General features: G+C 69.9%; 18 protein-coding genes and 1 pseudogene. 15 read left to right on the top strand and 4 right to left on the bottom strand.

Going from position 1 to position 20,873, the window contains the following annotated elements; translation table 11 throughout:
* A complete protein-coding gene (locus tag IE157_RS08390; protein WP_064846925.1) occupies positions 1-237 on the bottom strand; it encodes an RNA-binding S4 domain-containing protein in 237 nt (78 codons plus the stop codon).
* A 121-nt stretch (positions 238-358) separates the two neighbouring features.
* On the opposite strand from IE157_RS08390, the gene IE157_RS08385 reads away from it, so the two are divergent.
* The 3 genes from IE157_RS08385 to mmsB all read left to right on the top strand — a co-directional run bounded on the left by IE157_RS08385 (position 359) and on the right by mmsB (position 4,002).
* A complete protein-coding gene (locus tag IE157_RS08385) occupies positions 359-1,294 on the top strand; it encodes a DMT family transporter (protein WP_193519712.1) in 936 nt (311 codons plus the stop codon).
* A gap of 122 nt (positions 1,295-1,416) precedes the next feature.
* Positions 1,417-2,913, top strand: a complete 1,497-nt coding sequence (locus IE157_RS08380) for a CoA-acylating methylmalonate-semialdehyde dehydrogenase (RefSeq protein ID WP_193519711.1) — start codon at positions 1,417-1,419, stop codon at positions 2,911-2,913.
* Positions 2,914-3,069: 156 nt separating this feature from the next.
* On the top strand, positions 3,070-4,002 hold the full coding sequence (mmsB, locus tag IE157_RS08375) for a 3-hydroxyisobutyrate dehydrogenase (protein WP_193519710.1): 933 nt from the start codon (positions 3,070-3,072) through the stop codon (positions 4,000-4,002).
* Positions 4,003-4,084: 82 nt separating this feature from the next.
* On the opposite strand, the gene IE157_RS08370 is transcribed toward mmsB, so the two are convergent.
* The 3 genes and pseudogenes from IE157_RS08370 to IE157_RS13175 form a co-directional block, all read right to left on the bottom strand.
* Positions 4,085-4,546 (bottom strand): MarR family winged helix-turn-helix transcriptional regulator, encoded by a 462-nt coding sequence (locus IE157_RS08370; RefSeq protein ID WP_193519822.1) that lies wholly within the window; start codon positions 4,544-4,546, stop codon positions 4,085-4,087.
* A gap of 197 nt (positions 4,547-4,743) precedes the next feature.
* A complete protein-coding gene (locus IE157_RS08365; protein ID WP_449768866.1) occupies positions 4,744-5,523 on the bottom strand; it encodes an AMP-binding enzyme in 780 nt (259 codons plus the stop codon).
* Positions 5,524-5,591: 68 nt separating this feature from the next.
* Positions 5,592-5,930: pseudogene (locus IE157_RS13175) on the bottom strand (AMP-binding protein); the annotation flags it as partial.
* A gap of 104 nt (positions 5,931-6,034) precedes the next feature.
* Here IE157_RS13175 and IE157_RS08360 point away from each other — a divergent pair.
* The 12 genes from IE157_RS08360 (at position 6,035) to dnaG (ending at position 20,808) form a co-directional block, all read left to right on the top strand.
* Positions 6,035-7,231: an acyl-CoA dehydrogenase family protein gene (locus tag IE157_RS08360; protein WP_193519709.1), complete on the top strand. Its 1,197-nt coding sequence runs from the start codon at positions 6,035-6,037 to the stop codon at positions 7,229-7,231.
* A gap of 309 nt (positions 7,232-7,540) precedes the next feature.
* Positions 7,541-8,923 (top strand): glycine--tRNA ligase, encoded by a 1,383-nt coding sequence (locus IE157_RS08355; RefSeq protein ID WP_035963567.1) that lies wholly within the window; start codon positions 7,541-7,543, stop codon positions 8,921-8,923.
* 7 nt (positions 8,924-8,930) lie between these two features.
* Complete coding sequence (locus IE157_RS08350) at positions 8,931-9,908, top strand: GNAT family N-acetyltransferase (protein WP_193519708.1); 978 nt, start codon at positions 8,931-8,933, stop codon at positions 9,906-9,908.
* 205 nt (positions 9,909-10,113) lie between these two features.
* A complete protein-coding gene (locus IE157_RS08345; RefSeq protein ID WP_193519707.1) occupies positions 10,114-10,257 on the top strand; it encodes a hypothetical protein in 144 nt (47 codons plus the stop codon).
* A gap of 274 nt (positions 10,258-10,531) precedes the next feature.
* Positions 10,532-10,807: a glycosyltransferase gene (locus IE157_RS12885; RefSeq protein WP_318281398.1), complete on the top strand. Its 276-nt coding sequence runs from the start codon at positions 10,532-10,534 to the stop codon at positions 10,805-10,807.
* Between the two features lie 239 nt (positions 10,808-11,046).
* Positions 11,047-12,459 carry a sugar porter family MFS transporter gene (locus tag IE157_RS08335; protein WP_098053318.1) on the top strand — a complete coding sequence of 471 codons (1,413 nt, stop codon included), beginning with the start codon at positions 11,047-11,049 and terminating at the stop codon, positions 12,457-12,459.
* A 60-nt stretch (positions 12,460-12,519) separates the two neighbouring features.
* Positions 12,520-13,881, top strand: coding sequence for a galactokinase (locus IE157_RS08330; protein ID WP_193519705.1), 1,362 nt, complete (start codon positions 12,520-12,522; stop codon positions 13,879-13,881).
* An 83-nt stretch (positions 13,882-13,964) separates the two neighbouring features.
* Positions 13,965-14,816 (top strand): tetratricopeptide repeat protein, encoded by an 852-nt coding sequence (locus IE157_RS08325; RefSeq protein ID WP_241247075.1) that lies wholly within the window; start codon positions 13,965-13,967, stop codon positions 14,814-14,816.
* Positions 14,797-15,981 (top strand): tRNA dihydrouridine synthase DusB, encoded by a 1,185-nt coding sequence (dusB, locus tag IE157_RS08320; RefSeq protein WP_193519704.1) that lies wholly within the window; start codon positions 14,797-14,799, stop codon positions 15,979-15,981. The genes IE157_RS08325 and dusB overlap by 20 nt, the downstream gene beginning before the upstream one ends.
* A 5-nt stretch (positions 15,982-15,986) precedes the next feature.
* On the top strand, positions 15,987-17,306 hold the full coding sequence (locus IE157_RS08315; RefSeq protein WP_193519821.1) for a deoxyguanosinetriphosphate triphosphohydrolase: 1,320 nt from the start codon (positions 15,987-15,989) through the stop codon (positions 17,304-17,306).
* A complete protein-coding gene (locus IE157_RS08310; protein ID WP_318281397.1) occupies positions 17,303-18,673 on the top strand; it encodes an MFS transporter in 1,371 nt (456 codons plus the stop codon). The genes IE157_RS08315 and IE157_RS08310 overlap by 4 nt, the downstream gene beginning before the upstream one ends.
* A gap of 164 nt (positions 18,674-18,837) precedes the next feature.
* Positions 18,838-20,808, top strand: coding sequence for a DNA primase (gene dnaG / locus IE157_RS08305; protein WP_193519703.1), 1,971 nt, complete (start codon positions 18,838-18,840; stop codon positions 20,806-20,808).
* Positions 20,809-20,873 lie beyond the last annotated feature (65 nt).

The following is a 20,873-nucleotide window of genomic DNA, read 5'->3' as shown; positions in this document are numbered from 1 at the left end:
TCAGCCCGTCACGATGCGCACGGGCGGCAGCTCCGCCCCGACCACCGCGATCACGTCTCCGGCGTGCAGTTGCGCGCCGCGGCGCAGTTCCACCGCGCCGTTGACCGTGACCTGCCCCTCGGACACCAAGTGCTTGGCGTGTTGGCCGTCCTCCGCGAGGTTCGCGAGCTTGAGCGCTTGGCCCAATCGGATCATCTCGTCACGGATCGGGAGTTCTTCGTAGTCGTCGTGATGCATGGGTCCATCCTCGCAGGCTCGGGAGTAGCCTACATCGGTGACTTCTCCCACCCCCGTCCGCCGTCCCGCCCCCACTCCACACGCGCAAGCCCGGAGCCCGCTCGTCCTTCTCACGGGGGTCGTGCTGAGTATCCTGGCGGGCTCGTGCCTGGCCGTCCAGTCGCGGTTCAACGGCGCGCTGGGCCGCGCCATGGGGGACCCGTACCTCGCCGCGCTCGTGAGCTTCGGGATCGGGTGCGCAGTGTTGCTCGTGGGCTCCGTCCTACTGCCTGCGGGCCGGCGCGGCGCGGCGCGGTTGCCGGGCGTGCTGCGTACGCGGCGGATCCGCTGGTGGTACTTCCTGGCCGGGGTCTTCGGCGCGTACCTCGTGATCGCGCAGACGCTCACGACGGCGCTGCTGGGCGTGTCCGTGTTCATCCTGGGTCTCGTGGTGGGCCAGTCCCTGGGCGGGATGCTCGTGGACCGGTGGGGGATCGGCCCCGGCGGGATGCAACCGCTGAGCCGCTACAGGGTGCTCGGCACCGTCCTGATCCTGGCCGCCGTGGCCGTGGCCATGGTGCCGCGGTTCTCGGCGGGTCCCCTGCACATGTCCACCCCGGCGCTCGTGGGCGCGGTGGCGTTGCCGGTTCTGGCGGGTGTGCTCAACACGGTGCAGACGGCGTGGAACGCTCACATTGCCGCGGCCACCGGGACGCCCCTCACATCCACGCTCACGAACTTCGCGGCCGGGACCGTGGCACTCGTGGTCGTGGCCGGTGTGGCCCGCTGGCTCACGCGCCCCGGCCCCGTGCAGTGGCCCCACGAGTGGTGGCTCTATACGGGCGGGATCCTGGGCATCGTGTTCGTGGCCGCCGGGGCGGTGCTGGCCCGGCACGTGGGTGTGTTGCAGACCAGCCTGGGGCTCGTGACGGGCATGCTGCTGGGGGCGCTCGTGCTCGACGTCGCCGTGCCCACCGCGGCCACCGTGGTCACCCCCGTCACGGTCGCGGGCACGCTGGCCACCCTCGTGGGCCTCGTGGTTGTCACACTCCCGTGGGGTTCACACCGCAGTTCCTGAGGCGCGATTCTGCGTGGTGTGGTCGGGAATCCGTCGCCCCACGATTGATTGCACGTGTAATGGTTTGTCGTTAGATTTTTCGTGAGACGCACGTCACAATGGAGCGCCGCAAAGAGACGACCATGACCCAGATCCCACATTTCATCGCAGGCACACGCGTCCCGGGGGAGTCCGGGCGATTCGGGGACGTCTACAACCCCGTGCGGGGCACGGTCGCGGCGCAGGTGCCCCTGGCCACCGCGGACGAGGTCGAGCGCGCCGTCACCTCGGCCCAGGAGGCGTTCCCCGTATGGTCCGCGCTCAACCCCCAACGCCGGGGGCGGCTCTTGCTCAAATGGGTGGACCGGATTAACGAGAACGCGGACGAGTTGGCCGAGCTGCTGTCCAACGAACACGGCAAGACGCTGGAGGACGCGCGCGGGGACATTCAGCGCGGCGTCGAGGTCGTGGAATTCGCCGCCGGGGCACCCCACCTGCTCAAGGGGGAGTTCTCCGCGAACGCCGGCACGGGGATCGACGTCCACTCGGTCCGCCAGCCCCTCGGCGTGGTCGCGGGGATCACCCCGTTCAACTTCCCGGCCATGATCCCGCTGTGGAAGACCGGCATCGCGCTCGCAGCGGGCAACACGTTCGTGCTCAAGCCCTCGGAACGCGACCCGTCCGTGCCCGTGCGGCTCGCGGAACTCGCCGTCGAGGCCGGGATGCCCGAGGGCGTGCTGAACGTGGTCCACGGGGACAAGACCGCCGTGGACGCGCTGATCGAGGACCCGCGCGTCAAGGCCGTGGGATTCGTGGGTTCGAGTCCGATCGCCCAGTCCATCTACGTGGCCGCCGCGCAGCACAACAAGCGCGCCCAGTGCTTTGGGGGCGCCAAGAACCACATGGTCATCATGCCGGACGCGGACCTCGAGCAGGCCGCGGACGCCCTCATGGGCGCCGCCTACGGCTCCGCGGGGGAGCGCTGTATGGCGGTGTCCGTGGCGGTGCCCGTGGGGGAGGCCACCGCAGACCTGTTGGTCGACCTGCTGCGCGAGCGCATTGACCAACTCACCCTGGGCCCGTCCCTCGACCCGGCTTCGGACTTCGGCCCGGTCGTGGGCCCGGACGCCAAGGAACGCATCGAGCGCTACATCGGCATCGGTGAGCAGGAGGGCGCCACGCTGCTCGTAGACGGGCGCGGCGCGGAGGTCGCGGGTCACCCCGACGGCTTCTGGGTCGGGGCCACCCTGTTCGACCACGTCACACCGGACATGCAGATCTACAAGGACGAGATCTTCGGCCCCGTGCTGTGTGTTGTGCGTGCCGAGGACTACGAGGAGGCCCTGCGCCTGCCCTCCGAGCACGAGTACGGCAACGGCGTGGCCATCTTCACGCGCGACGGGGACACCGCGCGCGACTTCACGTCCCGGGTGGACGTGGGGATGGTGGGCGTGAACGTCCCGATCCCCGTGCCCATCGCGTACTACACCTTCGGCGGGTGGAAGGCCTCCGGTTTCGGCGACCTCAACCAGCACGGCACGGACGGGTTGAAGTTCTACACGAAGACCAAGACCGTGACCACGCGCTGGCCCTCCGGGGCCAAGGAGGGCTCGAGCTTCGTGATGCCCGCCGGCAGCTGAGCGGGCCCGCGGGCGCCCGCGGGTTCCCTTCCACGGGGCCCGGCCCTGGTCCCCGCCCCATAGGTCCCGCGCCTCACGACCCGCACTTCGCGACCCGAGCCGAACGCCCGAACCGAACGTCCCGAACCCCCGGGTTCCGTACCGTCAGGGAGCACCATGAACACCTCCGGCACAACAGATCTCCGGGTGGCCTTCCTGGGCCTGGGCCACATGGGCGGGCCCATGGCCGCCAACTTGGTGGCCGCGGGCGTCCCGGTCCTGGGGTTCGACGTGGTCCCCGCCGCGATGGACGCCGCCCGCGCGGCCGGGGTCACGGTGGTGGACTCGCCCGCGGCCGCGGTCCGTGAGGCACAGGTCGTCATCACCATGTTCCCCTCGGGTCGGCACGTCCGGCAGGCCTACATGGGCGACGACGCCGCGCCCGGTCTGCTCGCGGCGGCACCCGCCGGGACCACGTTCCTCGACTGCTCCACGATCGACATCTCCGACGCGCAGGACGTCGCCGAACTCGCCGTGGCGGCGGGCCACCGGGCGGCGGACGCACCGGTCTCGGGCGGCGTCGTCGGGGCGGAGGCGGGAACGCTCGCGTTCATGGTGGGTGCCCCGAAGGACGTATACCGGGAGGTGCTCCCGCTGCCCGAGATCATGGGCGGGCGGATCGTGCACTGCGGGGGCAACGGCATGGGGCAGGCCGCGAAGATCTGCAACAACATGATCCTGGGCGTGTCCATGATCGCGGTGAGCGAGGCGTTCGTGCTGGCCGAGAAACTGGGGCTCACGCACGACGCGATGTACGACGTCGTCTCGCAGGCCTCGGGACAGTGCTGGTCCCTGACCACGAACTGCCCGGTGCCCGGGCCCGTTCCCGCGAGTCCCGCCAACCGCGATTTCCGGCCGGGCTTCGCCGGAGCCCTGATGGCCAAGGACCTGAACCTGGCCGTCTCCGCACTGACCGATACCGGGGTCGCGGCCCACATGGGCCCGCTCGCCGCGCAGCTGTACCGCGAGTTCGCGGCCGGCGACGGCGCCCACCGGGACTTCTCGGGGATCATCGAGACCATCCGCGCCGAGAGCGAGCGCGGGGCCTGAGTGGCATGGCCTGACCAGCAAGGATTGAGCGGGGAGCGTGCGCGGCGGGGCTTGAATGGCGGGGCCTGGCGTCGCAGGGGCGTCAGCCCTCGATCGCGAAGTCCCCGGCGTGTGCGCGGAAGCGCCGCAGGATCGTGATGAGCGAGTCCACCTCGTCCGGCGCGAACCCCGTCTCGCGGAACAGGTCACGGTTGAGCGCCTCGGTGGCTTCGGCGGCTACGGCCGTCCCCCGATCCGTGAGCACGATGGTGATGGCCCGCCGGTCACTGGGCAGCGGTTCGCGGCGCACCAGGCCCGCGTCCTCGAGGCGGTCCACCGCGTTGGTCACGGAGGTCGGGTGGACCTGCAACAGGGCACTGGCCTTCTTCATGAACATCTGGTGCTCGCGCGAGAAACTCAGCAGCGCGATCAGCTCGTAGCGCGCGAATGTGAGCCCGAACGGTTTGAGGACGGCCTCGGCCCGGGACAGCAGGATCTGTTGCACGCGCATGATGGCCGTGACCGCCGCCATGGGCGCGGCGGTGTCCTCCCACCCGTGCCGCATCCAGTTGCGTTGGGCCTCGGCAATGGGGTCCCTGGAGAGCCCGGGGGTGATCGACACAGGGAACCCGCCTTCCTCATCGGATGCCGTCGGTGCCCTCCCGCGGCCCGGTCAGGGTACCAAGGGCCTGTCATCGAACGTCCGTCACCGGGCGGCCGGTACCGGGCGACCGTCACGGGAGGGCCGTCACCGGGCGGCCATTACTGGTCCAGGGACAGATCCTCCTCGCGGTACTCCGTCCCGTGCCCCTCCGGCGCTCGGCCGGATTCGGAGCGACGCGTCTTCACCGAGCGCAGTTCCACGCGACGGCTCTTGCCCGAGATGGTCTTAGGCAGTTCGAGGAACTCGATCCGACGGATCCGCTTGTAGGGTGCCACCTTGGTGCGGCAGTAGGCCAGGATCTCCGTGGCGGTCGCGACGTCGGCCATGCGGCCGGGCGCGGGCGTGACGCAGGCCTTGGGGACCGCGAGGCGCAGCTCGTCCGGGGTGGGGACGATGGCCGCTTCCAGCACCGCGGGGTGTTCCACGAGCACGGACTCGAGCTCGAACGGGGAGATCTTGTAGTCGTTGGACTTGAACACGTCGTCGGAGCGGCCCATGTAGCTGAACACCCCGTTCTCGTCCACCGAGACGATGTCACCGGGTTCCAGACCGATCCAGTACATCGTGGAGAGGTGGCCCACGGGGTAGGACGTGTGGGTGTGCCCCACGAGTTTCGGCGTGGACGTGGTCCCGGACGTGAAGTACAGCAGCAGGGTAGCGTCCCCGCCCGTGGGCGAGTCCGGTTCCAGTTCGTCCGAGCTCGCGTACGCGTCCCGGTAGTCCAGGCACGTGCGGTGGGGAAGCTCGGGTGCGGCGACCGGTTCGGAACCCGCCCGGACCCCCGGGACGTACACGACCGCGTAGTCCCCGGGCCCGGAGGCGAACTTGGCGGCATCCTCCACGCCGCCCACCGCCCGCGAGGCGCCGGCGCGTTCCACCCGGCCGTGAGGTCGGTGGGTTCCATCTGGGTGGTCGAGGGGATCACCACCGCCCCCAGCTTGATGCACGCGAGCATGCACTCCCACAGCCCCACCTGGTTGTTGAGCATGAGGATCACGCGGTCCCCGCGGCGCACACCGAGCTCGCGCAACCAGTTGGCGACCCGCGCGGAGTCCTGGCTCAGTCGCGCGAACGTGCGGGTCAGGCGGGAGCCGTCCTCCTCCAGGATGATCAGCGCGTCCTGGTCCCGGCGCTCGGGGGATGCGGCGAGTTGGTCGAACCAGTCCAGGCCGAAGTTGAAGTGATCGACGCGCGGCCACACGAACTCCTCCCGGGCCCGTTCCCACTCCTGCTGGAGCGACACCAGGTGGTAGCGTGCGGCGCGAAACTCGTCCGTGACGGTCATGACCGGCCCTCCTCGAATTAATGTGATCTGCGACACAGATATGTACTTGGACGGTCTATAGTTGAAAAGATCACCATTGGATTACCGAGCACCCGAGGGCCAGGATGACCACCGCCATCACCTCCTCTCGTCCCCGTGCCGCGTCCGAGCTCCCCGGAGTGGACCTGCTGAAGATCCAGCAGCTGCTCTGCGATGACGAACGCACCCGTTTGGCGGGGATCGAGAAGCACCTGCAGGACAACGTCCGCCGTCAGTCGATCGACCCGTGGAACCGGGAGCACCTGCCCCTGGAGATGCTGCCCCGGCTCGCCGAGCTCGGCCTGGGCAATCTGTTCCGGGACGGCTCGTCCCGGTTGTTCCAGGGACTCGTGCATGCGCAGCTCGCCCGGGCGGACGTGTCCCTGTCCGCGCTGATCGGGATCCACAACGAGTTGATAGTGGGGACCCTCGTGGAACTGGGGTCGCAGCAGCAACAGGACACGTGGCTCCCCGGGCTCTCGGACCTCTCCACGATCGGGGCGTTCTGCCTCACTGAACCCGAGCACGGCTCGGACATCGCCGGCGGCCTGGCCACCACCGCCACCCGCGAGGGTGACGAGTGGGCCATCAACGGTCGAAAACGTTGGATCGGCGCCGGAACCGTGGCCCAACTGGCCCTCGTGTGGGCGAGGGACACGGCCGACGGTCAGGTCAAGTGTTTCGCCGTGCCCACCGGGACACCCGGGTACGCCGCGACCAAGATCGGCAACAAGATGGGTCTGCGCATCATGCAGAACGCGGACGTGACGTTCACGGACCTGCGTGTCCCCGCGGACGCCCCGCTCCCCGGGGCAGTGAGTTTCGACGCCGCCAACATGCTGCTCAAGGACTCGCGCGCATGGGTCGGGTGGCAAGCGGTGGGCGCCCAACAGGCCATCCTGGACGTCCTGCGCGAGTACACCCTGCGGCGGGAACAGTTCGGCAAGCCTCTCGCGAGCTTCCAGATGGTCCAGCAGGCCATGGCGGAGATCGCGGGCAACCTCGCGGCGAGCTCCGCGCTCATGGTGCAAGTCACCCGCCTGCAAACGTGCGACGAGATGGACATGATGCACGCGGCCCTCGCCAAGTCCACCGCGACCCGGCTCGGCCGGCGCTCGGCCTCACTGGCGCGTGACGCCCTGGGCGGCAACGGCCTGCTGAGCGACTACGAGATCGCCAAGGTCCTGGGGGACCTCGAGGCCATCTACACGTACGAGGGCAGCTACCACATCAACTCGCTCATCGTCTCCCGGGCGCTCACGGGGGTTTCCGCGTTCGTCTGAGTGGCCGGGAGCTGACGACCAGAAGCGGAAGCCGTGCCCGCAGGACCGCGCCCGGGGTCGTGACCGACCAGGCGCGGTCCCTCATGAGCGAGGGCCGCACGGTTAGGCGGGGATTCGGCATCCTCGTTACCCTGGTGACAGCGCCTTCGCGCGCCGTCGGGCGTTCTCGTCCCCACCGCACCCGCACCCTTCGGTGCCGGTCCCGCGTGGGCGGCCCCGCGGCGTCGTCGTCGGTGCCGTGAACGACCCACCCAGTACTCCACGCACGGCCGCAGCCAGCGGTCGGGCGAGAAACGGACGTGAGACCGCATGGCTGCCAAATCCACCCTGGACAATGTCATCTCCCTGGCCAAGCGCCGGGGCTTCGTGTTCCAGGCGGGTGAGATCTACGGCGGTTCGCGCTCCGCGTGGGACTACGGGCCCCTGGGCGCGGAACTGAAGGAGAACATCAAGCGCGAGTGGTGGCAGACCTTCGTGCGCGGCCGCGCGGACATGGTGGGCCTGGACTCCTCGATCATCCTGCCCTCCGCGGTGTGGGAGGCCTCGGGCCACGTGGAGACCTTCACGGACCCACTCGTGGAGTCGCTGCACACCCACAAGCGCTACCGCGCGGACCACCTGCTCGAGGCGTACGAGGCCAAGCACGGCCACCCGCCGGTCAACGGGCTCGCGGACGTCAAGGACCCCGAGACGGGCCAGGACGGCAAGTGGACCGACCCCCAGCAGTTCTCCGGGCTCATGAAGACCTTCCTGGGTCCCGTGGACAACGAGGAGGGCAAGCACTACCTGCGCCCGGAGACCGCTCAGGGCATCTTCGTGAACTTCCTCAACGTGGTCACCGCGGCGCGCAAGAAGCCCCCGTTCGGGATCGGGCAGATCGGCAAGGCGTTCCGCAACGAGATCACCCCGGGCAACTTCATCTTCCGCACGCGGGAGTTCGAGCAGATGGAGATCGAGTATTTCATCCACCCGGACGAGGCCAAGCAGTACTTCGACGAGTGGGTCGAGGCGTGCTGGAACTGGTTCGTGGACCTGGGTGTGAACCCCGACAACATGCGCCGCTACGACGTCCCCGAGGACGACCGCGCGCACTACTCGGACGGCACGATCGACATCGAGTACCGTTTCGGTTTCCAGGGCTCCGAGTGGGGCGAGCTGATGGGCGTGGCCAACCGCACGGACTTCGACCTGAGCAACCACACCGAACACTCAGGCACCAAGATGCAGTACTTCGACCAGGCCTCGGGAGAGCGTTATACCCCGTACGTGATCGAGCCGTCATTCGGGCTGACCCGTTCCATGATGGCGTTCCTCGTGGACGCATACGTGGAGGATGAGGCCCCCAACACCAAGGGCGGCGTGGACAAGCGCACCGTGCTGCGCTTGGACCCGCGCCTCGCTCCGGTCAAGGCCGCCGTGCTGCCGTTGTCCAAGAAGGAGGACCTGCGCCCCGCCGCGCAGAACCTGGACGCCGAGCTGCGCAAGCGCTGGAACATCGACTACGACGACGCCGGGGCCATCGGCCGCCGCTACCGCCGCCAGGACGAGATCGGCACGCCGTTCTGCATCACCGTGGACTTCGACACCCTCGAGGACCAGGCCGTGACCGTGCGCTCACGCGACGAGATGACCCAGGAGCGCGTGGGTCTGGACCGCGTCCAGCAGTACCTCGCCGACCACCTCGAGAAGTAGGCACCGCATGAGCATCGAGTACCGTCCGTGGCGCGAGGACGACGACCTGCGTCTGCTCGAGGTCTGGCCGGACGCGCCGTCGGCACCCGCGCAGGCCTTCCGTGCGCGACTGGGTGCCGACGACGACGCCGCGTTCTCCCGCACGCTCGTGGCCGTCGACGCCGGCGTGCCCGTCGCGGCCGGGGTGGTCTACGAGTCCCCGTGGCACCCGCGCCGGTTGTGGGCGTACGTGGAGGTGGCTCCGGACCGGCAGCACGAAGGCATCGGCCGGGAGCTCCTGGCACGCTTGCGGAAAGTGGCCGCGGACGCGCCGTCGAGCGTCACGGCGCTGCGCTCCCGCGTGACCCCCGGCTCCGCGGGGGAGAGCTTCGCGAAGGCGGAGGGCCTGACCCCGGCCATGCGCTCGCGCGTGGTGCGCGTGGCCGCGGGTGCCCTGCCCGAACCCGCGCTCGGACAGACCGCGGACGGCTCGTGGGTGCGCTCCGTGGAAGATCTCGCGACCGGTTCCGTGGAACTAACACGCGCCGTGTGGGAGTTCTACCGCTCGGTCCACGACTGGGACCCGGTCGCGGAGATCGGGATCGGCGCGGTGAACCGGCAGTTGCTCTCGGACACCGCCGGAGCGTTCGGAGCCCTGGTGCTGCGCGCGGGCGCTCCGGGGAGTGACGGTCCCGCACCGATTACCGCGTTCGCCGTGAGCTACCGCCCGTTCGATCCGCAGGATCCCGAGGACCGGGCCACCCGGTTCGAAGCCGCGGACGTGTTGCTGGGCTACGTGCCGGGCGCCTCTTCCGGTGACGGTTCCGCGCGTGAGGCGGGTGCGGCCGTGGAGACGCTGCTGGCCCTGCTGGTCCGGGACTACCCCGTAGAGCTCGAGGTGGACGACTCCATGACCCCGCTCGTGGCCGTGGTGAACAACCTGCTGGAGGCCGGGGTCGCGCACGTGGTCACGGAAACGGTCACGCTGGTGGACGACCGAGTGTAAGGCCGCCGGTCCAGGCCGGTGCGGGGGGAGGACGGGTGCGGTGAGGACACTGGTTCTCCACGCGGGTGGCCACACGGCGTGCCCGTACGGCATCGACCTGTTTCCGGGTCCGGGTTTCCCGGTCACCGGTGTCCGACCCCTGCGCGGCAGGCTACCCCGGAATCTGCGGGACGTCGTGGAGCATCGGACCCACACTATGGTGGACGTGCCCCTCAGGGCCGTGCCCGGGGTGCGGAACGCCGAACTGGTCCTGGGGTTGCTCGAACCCGTCACGGCACTCGCCGCGCAGCTCAAGCGGCGGGACGTGCCGCCGTACGCGAGCACACCCTTGGTGGTGATCTCGTGCTAGCTCATGGAATGGATCCGACGAGCGGATCCCCATCGCAGACGCGCGCTCGTCCGCCGGTTCTCGGCGGTGGATCTGATCCTCACGCTGAGCCGGAACCAGATCGACATCCTCGTGGATGCAGGGTTCCGGGCCGATCAGGTGGCCGCTATCCCGTTCGGCTGCGCACCGGAACTGTTCACCGACGACGGGACGCAGCGGGCCGTCGACGTCCTCGCCGCCAGGTCCGATCACGGCCGTTCCCACGCGGGAGCTCGTGTACCCCACAGGGCAAACGGTGGCACGCGAGGCCGCGGCAGCCGTGGCCTTCACCGCGACCGAAGCCCTGAGCGAATACCTCAGCGCGGGGTTCGCGGCACCCGTGGCGGTCGGTGACCCCGAGGGTTGGCGACACACCGTGGACCGCTTACTGCGCCACCCGGCCGAGCGGGAGGCGCTCGCGGAGGCGGGTAGGGCCGTGGTCACCGAGCGGTTCACGTATGACAGGATGTGGCGCGCGTTGCGGGACGAGCTCCACGATCACGGGATCCGTTCGGGCCCCGGTGCGAACTAACCGCCGCCGCCCGGTCTCGGCCTACGAGGCCTCCGCGTGCTGCTCGTCCCGGGACAGCACGGCCGTCACGAGCCACGCGGCCACGCTCGCGAACGCCACGGCAGTGGAGCCCGCGGCCAGGATCGCGGGCACCGAGGACTGACCTGAAGACAGGACGTCGAGCGGGTCGGCGCCGAGCAGCCCCGCGGGCCACGCAATGCGTCGTTCGTGGTAAGACGTTCACGGAGGAAAGGAGTCCCATGCCCGAGACCCAGGCGAGTCCGTCGCGCACGGAGCCACCGCGACGCCAGGAGATGAACGGCCGGTTGCGGCTGATCGCCACGGTGGCCACGTTCGGCGGATTGCTGTTCGGTTACGACACCGGGGTGATCAACGGAGCGCTGCCGTCCATCGTGGCGGATCTGCGGTTGACGCCGTTCCTGGAGGGTCTCGTGGCCTCGATCCTGCCGTTCGGCGGGGCGTGGGGCGCGGCGTTCGGCGGCAAGCTCGCCGACCGCTACGGCCGCCGCCGGGTGCTGATGATACTGGCTGTGGTCTTCGTGGTCGCCACGATCGGGTGTTCGATCGCACCCACCGTCGCGGTGCTCGTGATGTTCCGCTGCCTGCTGGGGATGGCCGTGGGCGCGTGTTCCGTGATCGTGCCCGTGTTCCTCGCCGAACTCGCCCCCTCGCACCTGCGCGGTCGCGTGGTCGCTCAGAACGAGCTGATGATCGTGGGCGGCCAGGCGCTCGCCTTCGTGTTCAACGCGGGGTTGGCGACGGCGTTCGGGCACCTCCCGCACGTGTGGCGCGTCATGCTCGTGCTCGCGACCGTCCCCGCGCTCGTGCTGTGGATCGGGATGATCGTGGTGCCGGAGTCCCCCCGCTGGCTGGCCCGCCACGGAGCGGTGGAGAAGATGTTCCAGGTGCTGCGCCGCATCCGCGAGGACTCCTACGACCGGCGCGAGGGCGAGACCGTCCTGGAACTCGCCCACGAGGACGAGCACCGCCCCGCGGCCCGGATCACGGATCTGGTCCGCGTCCCGTGGATCAGGCGAATCTTCGTGCTGGGCGCGTCCATGGCCGTGATCAACCAGATCTCGGGGATCAACGCGATCCAGTACTACGGCGTCACGGTGCTGCAGGACGTGGGCTTCGGCGGCAACGGGGCGTTCTACGCCAACATCATCCCCGGGATCATGGGGGTCGTGGCTGTGGCCCTGGCCATGTACCTGCTCAAGCACGTGGGCCGCCGGAAACTGTTGCTGACCGGGTTGGTGGGGACGGCAACGTCGTTGACGGGCTTCGCGGTGTCCTACCTGACGATCCCCGAGGGCAGTCCGGCGCGCGCGTGGGTGATCCTCGCGTGCATCGTGGTGTTCGTGGGGTTCATGCAGTGCTGCATCGGCACCGTGACGTGGTTGTACATGTCCGAGATCTTCCCGCTCAACGTGCGCGGCGTGGGCATGGGTGCGTGCGCATGGATCCTGTGGATGATGACGTTCCTGGTGGGGCTCACGTTCCCCGTGCTCACGGACGCGCTGGGCGTGGGGTACACGATCATGATCTTCGTGGTGCTCCAGCTCGTAGCGATCGTGTGGGTGTACTGCGTGGCCCCGGAGACCAAGGACAAGTCCCTCGAGGAGCTGGAGCGCTACTTCCGCGCCGGGTAGGGGACAATGGTTCGTCAGTCGTCCTACGACGCCCCGTCCACACCATGTGAGGAACCGTCCGTGTCCTGTGAGCTCAGCGAAACCACCACCCCGGAAGACTTCGCGCGCCCGCGCTGGGTCGCGCAACCGGACGTGCGTGAGCGGGCGCAGCGGTTGAGCACGAAGTTCGAGGAGGTCTACGCCCGCCCGCCCGCAGGGGTGTGGGCCGCGCCCGGCCGCGCGAATCTCATGGGCGAGTACATCGACTACTCGGGCGGGATGTGCCTGCCCTTCGCCCACCAGTACGTGACGTTGACCGCCGCAGCACCCCGCACGGACGGGCTGCTGCACGCGCAGTCCCTCCAGGACACGGACGCCTCCGTCGCGGACCGTGAACTGCGCGCGGCCCGGGTGAGTGACGTCCAACCCGGAGCCATCCATGGCTGGTTCGGCTACGCCGCGGGCGTGGCGTGGGGGATGAACCGCGTGGCCGCGGGGCACTCCGAGCACGAGGCCGTGCCCGGACTCGCGCTCGGTGCGGACTTCGGCGCGGACCTGCTCGTGGACTCGACCGTGCCCATCGGCGCGGGGCTCGCCTCCTCCGCGGCGCTCGAGTGCTCGGTCGCGCTCGCCCTGTTCTCGCTGCGCACGGGCGACGACCACCCGGACGACACCCTGCGCCGCGCCCTGGCCCGAGCCTGCATGGACGCGGAGAACTACATCGTGGGCGCCAACACCGGCGGCCTGGACCAGACGGCGTCCCTGCGCTCGCACGCCGGGCAGTTGCTCGCGCTGGACTGCCGCGATTTCGACGTCGCCCGTCTGCCCGCCGATCCCGCGCTCGCGGGTCTCACGTGGCTCGCCGTGGACACGTCCGCCCCGCACAAACTGGCCGACGGTCAGTACAGTTCCCGCCGCGCCGAGTGCGAGGCCGCTGCCGCGGTGCTCGGGGTCTCCCGCTTGCGCGACGCGCTGCCCGAGGATCCGGGGTTCGACGACGCCGCGGCGGTCCTCGAGCGCTTCGACCACCTGCTCGGGGCGGGCGCCCCGTTGGCCGAGGACCCCCGAGGGACCCGGTTGCGCCTGCGTCATTCCGTGACCGAGATGGTGCGCTCGGAGAAGATCGCCCGACTCCTGCGTGAGGCGGATCCGGACTGGGCGGCCGTGGGTCAGCTGCTCGTGGCGGGCCACGAGTCCATGCGGGACGACTGCCAGGTCACGGTCCCGGAACTGGATACGGCGGTCGAGGGCTGCCTGGCCGCCGGGGCCTTGGGTGCCAAGGTCGTGGGCGGCGGTTTCGGGGGCTCGGTGATCGCCTTGGCTCCCGAGACCCACGTGGAGCGACTCGCGAGCGCGGTGCAGCACCGGTTCGCGGAGAACGGGTTCCTCGATCCGCTGTTCCTCACGCTCACCCCGTCCGACGCCGCCCGCAGGGTCCTCTGACCCCGCGCCCCTGCGGCATCGGTTGCACGGGGCAACGATCGGGGCTGGAAGAATCACGCGGTAGGAGCACAGGAGGAGGGCGCATGTTCGCACGGGCCAGGGTGGCGCGCAGGCTGCAACGGGGCCGGGCGGCGTCGTCGTCCGGGGACACCGCCACGGCACGCGATCACTACGAGGCGGCCCTGCGCACGGCGCGACTCGGGGAGGCGTGGCTGGAAGCGGGCCAGGCGGCGTCGTGGTTGGGGAATCTCGCGCGGGACGCCGGCGACTGGGCGGACGCGGAACACCACTACCGTCTGGCCGCGACGCAGTACAAGCGCGCGCCACGGTCGGCGCGATCCCTGGGAGCGCGGGTGCAGTGCCTCGAGAACCTCGGGGACGTGTTGCTGCTGGCCGGGCGCCCGTGGGACGCATACCGCGAGTTCCAGGAGGGGGCCGCGGCGGCGGGGGTGGATCCGGCGCGACCCGCCGGGGACGGTGCGGGCTTCGTCACGCGGGAGGACCTGCGCTGGGTGTCCCACCTGGCCACCGCGGCGCAAGCGGCCGGGCGGCGCAAACTCGCGGCCGAGCACTACGAGACCGTGCTCGCGGGCTGCGAAGCGCGCGGGGACGTGGCCGGGCAGATCATGTGCTGGAAAGGGCTCGCGGCGCTCGCCGAGGGGATGATGGCCTGGAACGACGTTGCCCACGCCCTCCACACCGCAAGCAACCTCTACCCCGCGCTGCCCGAGCCGGAGGCCCACACCCGCGAGTGGGTGCAATGTCTGCGGGACCTGGGCGCGGTGTACAAGACCCTGGGTCGCAGGGACAAGCAGGTGCGCGCGTTCAAGCTCGCGATGCGACTCGAGCAGGTGGACGCGTCCGCGCGCACCGACCGCGACGCCGGGCAGCGGACGAATGAGACAATGGCCCACGATGAGCACCGAGACGACTGAGACCGCGGACCGTGAACCGGCCGTGTTGAACTTGAAACCCCTACAGCTGGGCCGGCTGACCGTGGACGTACCCGTGGTCCTGGCGCCGATGGCCGGGGTCACGAACAAGTCCTTCCGCACCCTGTGTCGGGAGTACGGCGGGGGACTGTACGTGACCGAGATGGTCACGGCGCGGGCACTCGTGGAACGCCGCCCCGAGTCCCTGCGGATCATCGACCACGACCCCCACGAGACCCCGAGATCCATCCAGATCTACGGTGTGGACGCCGTGAACGTGGGCAAGGCCGTGCGGATGGTCGCGCAGGAGGATCGCGCGGACCACATCGACCTCAACTTCGGGTGCCCCGTGCCCAAGGTCACCAAGCGCGGGGGTGGTTCCGCCCTGCCGTGGAAGACCGACCTGTTCCGCGCGATCATCCGCACGGCGGTGCGCGAGGCCGGGGAGATCCCCGTGACCGTCAAGATGCGCATCGGCATCGACGGCGAACACCAGACCTTCCTGGATGCCGGGCGCATGGCCCGCGATGAGGGGATCGCCGCGGTGGCCCTGCACGGGCGCACCCTCGAACAACACTATTCGGGCCACGCCGACTGGGATGCGATCGCGCGGCTGCGCGAGGCCCTCCCGGACATCCCCGTGCTGGGCAACGGGGACATCTTCTCCGCGGAGGACGCGGTGCGCATGGTCGAGCACACGGGCGTGGACGGCGTCGTCGTGGGTCGGGGCTGTCAGGGCCGGCCGTGGCTGTTCGGGGACCTGCAGGCAGCCTTCGAGGGCAGCCCGCGCCGCTACCGGCCGGGTGTGCGCAAGGTCGCGGAGACCGTGTACCGCCACGCCGAGCTGCTCACCCAGGAGTTCGGGGACGAACTCAAGGGCTGCCGCGAGATCCGCAAGCACGTGTCCTGGTACTTCAAGGGGTACCCGGTGGGCGGGCAGTTACGCGCCCGCATGGCGCAGGTGCCCACACTCGCCGCGCTGCGCGAACTGCTCGACGAACTCGACCTGGATGCCCCCTACCCGGGCCCGGACGTCGAAGGGCCTCGGGGCCGAGCGGGCTCGCCTAAGAAGCCCCACCTGCCGGACGGCTGGCTCGACTCCCGCATCCTGGGCGACGCCGAACGGCTGGGTCTCGCGGCCGCCGAGCTCGACGTCTCGGGAGGCTGATCCCACTGCACACCCCCGACCGTCTGGCGATCCTGCCCCCGGGCTACGAGCCCACTGACACCGAGCGGTTCGTCGCCGAGAACCACCACAACCGCCATCGCAGTCACTTCGAGCGGGACCGCGCGCGCGTGCTGCACAGTTCCGCGCTGCGAAGGCTCGCGGCCAAGACCCAGGTGGTCTCGCCGCAGTCGGACGACTTCGTGCGCAACCGGCTAACCCATTCGCTCGAGGTCGCCCAGATCGGGCGCGAGCTGGGCAAGGCGCTCGGGTGCGATCCGGACGTCGTGGACGCCGCGTGCCTGTCCCACGACCTCGGTCACCCGCCGTTCGGGCACAACGGTGAGACGGCGCTCGCGCAGCTGACCCGCGGGATCGGGGGCTTCGAGGGTAATGCCCAGACCCTGCGCCTGCTCGTGCGGCTCGAGCCCAAGATCATCGCGCCGTCGGGGGAGCCCGCGGGGCTCAACCTTACCCGCGCGACACTCGACGCCACGTGCAAGTACCCGTGGAGCGCGGCGGACGCCCCGCCCCGGCCGGACGGGCGCCCCAACCGCAAGTTCGGAGTCTACGAGGACGACCTGCCTGTGTTCGAGTGGTTCCGCGCGGGCGCGGTGCCCGGACGCAAGTGCATCGAGGCCCAGGTCATGGATCTCGCGGACGACATCTCCTACAGCGTCCACGACGTCGAGGACGCGGTCGCGGCCCACGCCCTGCAGCTCGAGAACCTCACGCAACCCGCGCACCGCCACCGGGTCATCGAGTGCACCCGCAGCTGGTACCTGCCCGCGGCCACGGAGGACGAGCTCGACGCCGCGCTGTCCCGGCTCGAGTCCTCATCCGTGTGGATTCCCCGTCTGCACGGGACACGCGCGGATCTGGCACGACTGAAGAACATGACGAGCCAGTTGATCGGCCGGTTCGCGATGTCCGCGGTCGCGGCCACCCGGGACGTGGCCGGGGACGACCGGCTCACCCGGTACCGGGCGTCCCTCGTGGTCCCGCGCGAGACGGAGCTGGAGATCGGGGTGCTCAAGGGCATCGCGACCGCGTTCGTGATGACCGTGCGGGACGCCCTGCCCCTCTACGACAACCAGCACGAGATCCTCACGATCCTCGTGGACGCCCTGATGCAGACGGACGGGCGGTTCCTGGCCCCCGAGTTCGCCGCGGACTGGCGTGCCCTGGGGGACGGCCCCGGCAGTGAAGCCGCCCGGTTGCGGCTCGTGGTCGATCAGATCGCGTGCCTCACGGACCGCTCCGCGGTCGCGCTGCACGACCGGATCCGGGGCACCAACTGGCGCACGGGGGACAAGCCGCTCTGGTGAGGTCCGGCGGCATCGATTCTGCGCCCCACATCTCGTCCCTGGACGGTTTCGACGCCGTGGTGCTCGGCGCCGTCATGCCCGCCCTGCTCGCGGACCAGGCGTGGGGGATGACCACCGGTGAGGCCACCGCGGTCGCGACCGCCGGTCTGTTCGGCATGATGGTCGGCGCCCTGGGCATGGGCTACCTCACGGACCGCTGGGGCCGGCGCAAGATGCTCATCGGAGCCGTGATCGTATTCTCGGTGCTCACGTTCGCCGCCGCGTTCGCCCCGACCGTCCTGTGGTTCGGCATCCTGCGCTTCCTCGCGGGCCTGGGCCTGGGCGGTTGCCTGCCCACCGGCATCTCCATGGTCACCGAGTTCTCCCGCCCCGGCCGCGGCTCCAACGCCACCACGGTCATGATGACCGGCTACCACGTGGGTGCCGTGCTCACCGCGGCGCTCGCGATCTGGGTGCTGTCCCACTTCACGTGGCACACCATGTTCATCGCGGGCGCGCTGCCCGCCCTGATCCTCGTACCGCTCATGCTCGTGTTCCTGCCCGAGTCCCCGTCCTACCTCGCGTCCAAGGGCCGCCTCGAGGATGCCCGCCGGGTGGCCGCGCACTACAACGTGCCTCTGGAGATCGGCGACGCCGCCCCCGCGGCCTCGGGCGCGCGCGGTGCCGCAGCGCCGTCGGCCCAGGTGGTGGCTGAGAAGAAGGGCGCGGCCCTACTGTTGAGCGGCACGTACGCGCGCAACTCCGTGGTGATCTGGATCGCGTCCTTCATGGGTCTGCTGCTCGTGTACGGGCTCAACACGTGGTTGCCGCAGATCATGCGCGCCGCGGACTACGACCTCGGCAACGCGCTGGGCTTCCTGCTCATCCTCAACGTGGGCGCCGTGGTGGGGCTGTGGATCGGTGGCCGCGTGGCGGACCGGATTACCCCCCCGCATCGCGAGCATCATGTGGTTCGCGGCCTCGGCCGTGCTGCTCGCGGCCCTCGCGATCCGGCTGACCGTGGCCGGGATCTACGTCATGGTGTTCCTGACCGGGTGCTTCGTGTTCTCTTCCCAGGTGCTCGTGTACGCGTTCACCGCGACCAACCACCCGCCGCGCGTGCGCGCGACCGCCCTGGGCATGTCCGCCGGGGTGGGGCGTCTCGGCGCGATCAGCGGTCCCATTGTGGGCGGCACGCTGTTGGGTGCCGGGCTCGCGTACCCGTGGGGGTTCTTCGCGTTCGCCGCGGTCGGTGCCCTGGGCAGCCTGGCCATGGTTGGGTCCAAGACCGTGGGTGCCCCGGACCGCCGCATGGTGGTCGGCGGGAACGACGATGCCCCGGCGGCTCGCTGACCCCGCGCCCTGTTCGTCGCGGGACCGTTCGGTGACGCCGTGGCCGGAGTCATCGCGTGTCCTCGCGGGCCCGTTAACCAGTCGTTCCGGTCCGCTGCAGCGGCTCCCGCACGCTGCGCCACGAGCGCACCGTGCGGGGGCCGCTGCACATCCGTGACGAGTGCGCGATCCGGTTTGACGGGGTGCCTAAACTGGCCGAGTGGCCGGACTGATCAAGCGTGAAGACATCGACGAGGTCCGTGCGCGCACGGACCTCCGCGAGGTCGTGGAACAGTACGTGACCCTCAAGCCCGCGGGCATCGGTTCGTACAAGGGACTCTGCCCCTTCCACGACGAACGCACGCCGTCCTTCCACGTGCGCCCCCAACTGGGCACGTACCACTGCTTCGGGTGCGACGAGTCCGGGGACGTCATCTCCTTCCTCATGGAAATGGACCACACGCCGTTCTCGGAGACCGTGGAACGGTTGGCCGCCCGGATCGGGTACGAGCTGCACTACGAGCAGGGTTCCGCACCCAACCGGGAGGAAGTAGGGCGTCGACAGCGGTTGCTCGACGCACACAAGGTGGCCGCGGAGTTCTTCCAACGCAACCTCTACACCCGGCAGGCCGCCGCGGCCCAGCGGTTCCTGGGGGAGCGAGGTTTCGATCATGACGCCGCTCGCACCTACGGGATCGGCTACGCACCGCAGGGGTGGTCCCACCTGTTGCAGCACCTGCGCAATCACGGGTTCACGGACCAGGAACTCAAGCTCACCGGCATGGTCTCGGAGGGCAACCGCGGACTCTACGACCGGTTCCGGGGGCGGCTGATCTGGCCCATCCGCGCGGTCGCGGGGGAGGTCATCGGGTTCGGGGCACGCAAGCTCTACGACGACGATCCCGGCCCCAAGTACCTCAACACCCCCGAGACCCAGCTCTACAAGAAGTCCCAGGTGCTCTACGGCATTGACCTGGCCAAACGGCCGATCGCCAAGACCAAACAGGTCGTGGTCGTGGAGGGGTACACGGACGTCATGGCGTGCCACCTGGCCGGGATCACCACGGCGGTGGCCACGTGCGGCACCGCGTTCGGCGCGGACCACATCAAGATCGTGCGCCGGTTCCTCTCGGACGACTCCGCCGGGGGAGAGGTCGTGTTCACGTTCGACGGCGATGCCGCCGGACAGAAGGCCGCGCTGCGCGCCTTCCAGGAGGACCAGCGGTTCGTGGCCCAGACCTACGTGGCGGTCGAGCCCCACGGGATGGATCCGTGTGACCTGCGCCTGACCCGCGGGGACGTGGCCGTGCGTGATCTCGTGGAGTCCCGCACCCCGCTGTTCGAGTTCGCCTTGAAAGCCACGATCCGCGAGTACGACGTCAACAGCCTCGAGGGTCGGCTCCGCGCCATGCGGGCGTGCGCCCCGATCGTGGCCGGGATCCGTGACCCCGCCCTGCGCCCCGCGTACGCGCGGGAGCTGTCCGGGTGGCTGGGGATCGAGACGGACGAGGTGCTGCGCGCCGTCGACGCCGCCTCCCGCAGTGAGAACGGCCGGGGAGAACCGGGGCGGGGGCGCGGTCAGGGGTCGACCCCGGACCGTCCGGATGCTCGTGGCCACCGCGGTGACTCGGCCGGATCGAGGCATGGCTCGGGGCCTGTCTCCGGGCCTGGCTCAGCCCCCGGTGAGAACCACCGGCCCGAGGCGCCCGAGCTGCCGGATCCGCGCGAACCCGTGTCCCGGATGGAACGGGAGGCGCTCGAAGTGGTGCTCCAGCTCCCGGACCTCGTGCCGGACGGCTACTGGGAGCATTTCGATTCCGCCGGCATGACGTACCGGGTGCACCAGGTCTTGCACGATGCCGTGGTGGCCGCCCGCGCGGACGAGGACTATCACGGTGAGGGCGGTCGCACGTGGCTCGAACACGTGCGCGCCCACCTGCCCGAACCGCTGCACGGCTACCTCGCACAACTGTCCGTCACGCCGCTACCCGCGGCCACCGAGCAACAAATGCGCAACTACGCGGTGGGCGTGCTCACCTCGCTCGTGGAGATGCACATCAACCGGGCGAAGTCGGACAAGCTGGCCCACCTCAACCGGTTGAACGCGCAACGGGAACCCGAGCTGTACCAACAGCTCAACCGCGAACTGCTGGACCTCGAACTGCAGCGGCGCAGCCTCACCGGGGCGTGACCCCGACTCAGAGGGGTGTGGCGCTTGCGGGTGGTGGCGGGGATTCGATTTGAGGAAGCCGCGAC

Source organism: Kocuria marina (genome assembly GCA_014652975.1).
GTDB lineage: Bacteria > Actinomycetota > Actinomycetes > Actinomycetales > Micrococcaceae > Kocuria > Kocuria marina.
This window is presented reverse-complemented; position numbering and strand designations above follow the sequence as displayed.

Bases quoted from the DNA above. Each gene is read 5' to 3' on its own strand.
- IE157_RS08390 (WP_064846925.1), bottom strand. From the start codon at position 237: ATGCATCACGACGACTACGAAGAACTCCCGATCCGTGACGAGATGATC.
- IE157_RS08380 (WP_193519711.1), top strand. From the start codon at position 1,417: ATGACCCAGATCCCACATTTCATCGCAGGCACACGCGTCCCGGGGGAG.
- mmsB (WP_193519710.1), top strand. From the start codon at position 3,070: ATGAACACCTCCGGCACAACAGATCTCCGGGTGGCCTTCCTGGGCCTG.
- IE157_RS08370 (WP_193519822.1), bottom strand. From the start codon at position 4,546: ATGCGGCACGGGTGGGAGGACACCGCCGCGCCCATGGCGGCGGTCACG.
- IE157_RS08360 (WP_193519709.1), top strand. From the start codon at position 6,035: ATGACCACCGCCATCACCTCCTCTCGTCCCCGTGCCGCGTCCGAGCTC.
- IE157_RS08355 (WP_035963567.1), top strand. From the start codon at position 7,541: ATGGCTGCCAAATCCACCCTGGACAATGTCATCTCCCTGGCCAAGCGC.
- IE157_RS08350 (WP_193519708.1), top strand. From the start codon at position 8,931: ATGAGCATCGAGTACCGTCCGTGGCGCGAGGACGACGACCTGCGTCTG.
- IE157_RS08335 (WP_098053318.1), top strand. From the start codon at position 11,047: ATGCCCGAGACCCAGGCGAGTCCGTCGCGCACGGAGCCACCGCGACGC.
- IE157_RS08325 (WP_241247075.1), top strand. From the start codon at position 13,965: ATGTTCGCACGGGCCAGGGTGGCGCGCAGGCTGCAACGGGGCCGGGCG.
- dusB (WP_193519704.1), top strand. From the start codon at position 14,797: ATGAGCACCGAGACGACTGAGACCGCGGACCGTGAACCGGCCGTGTTG.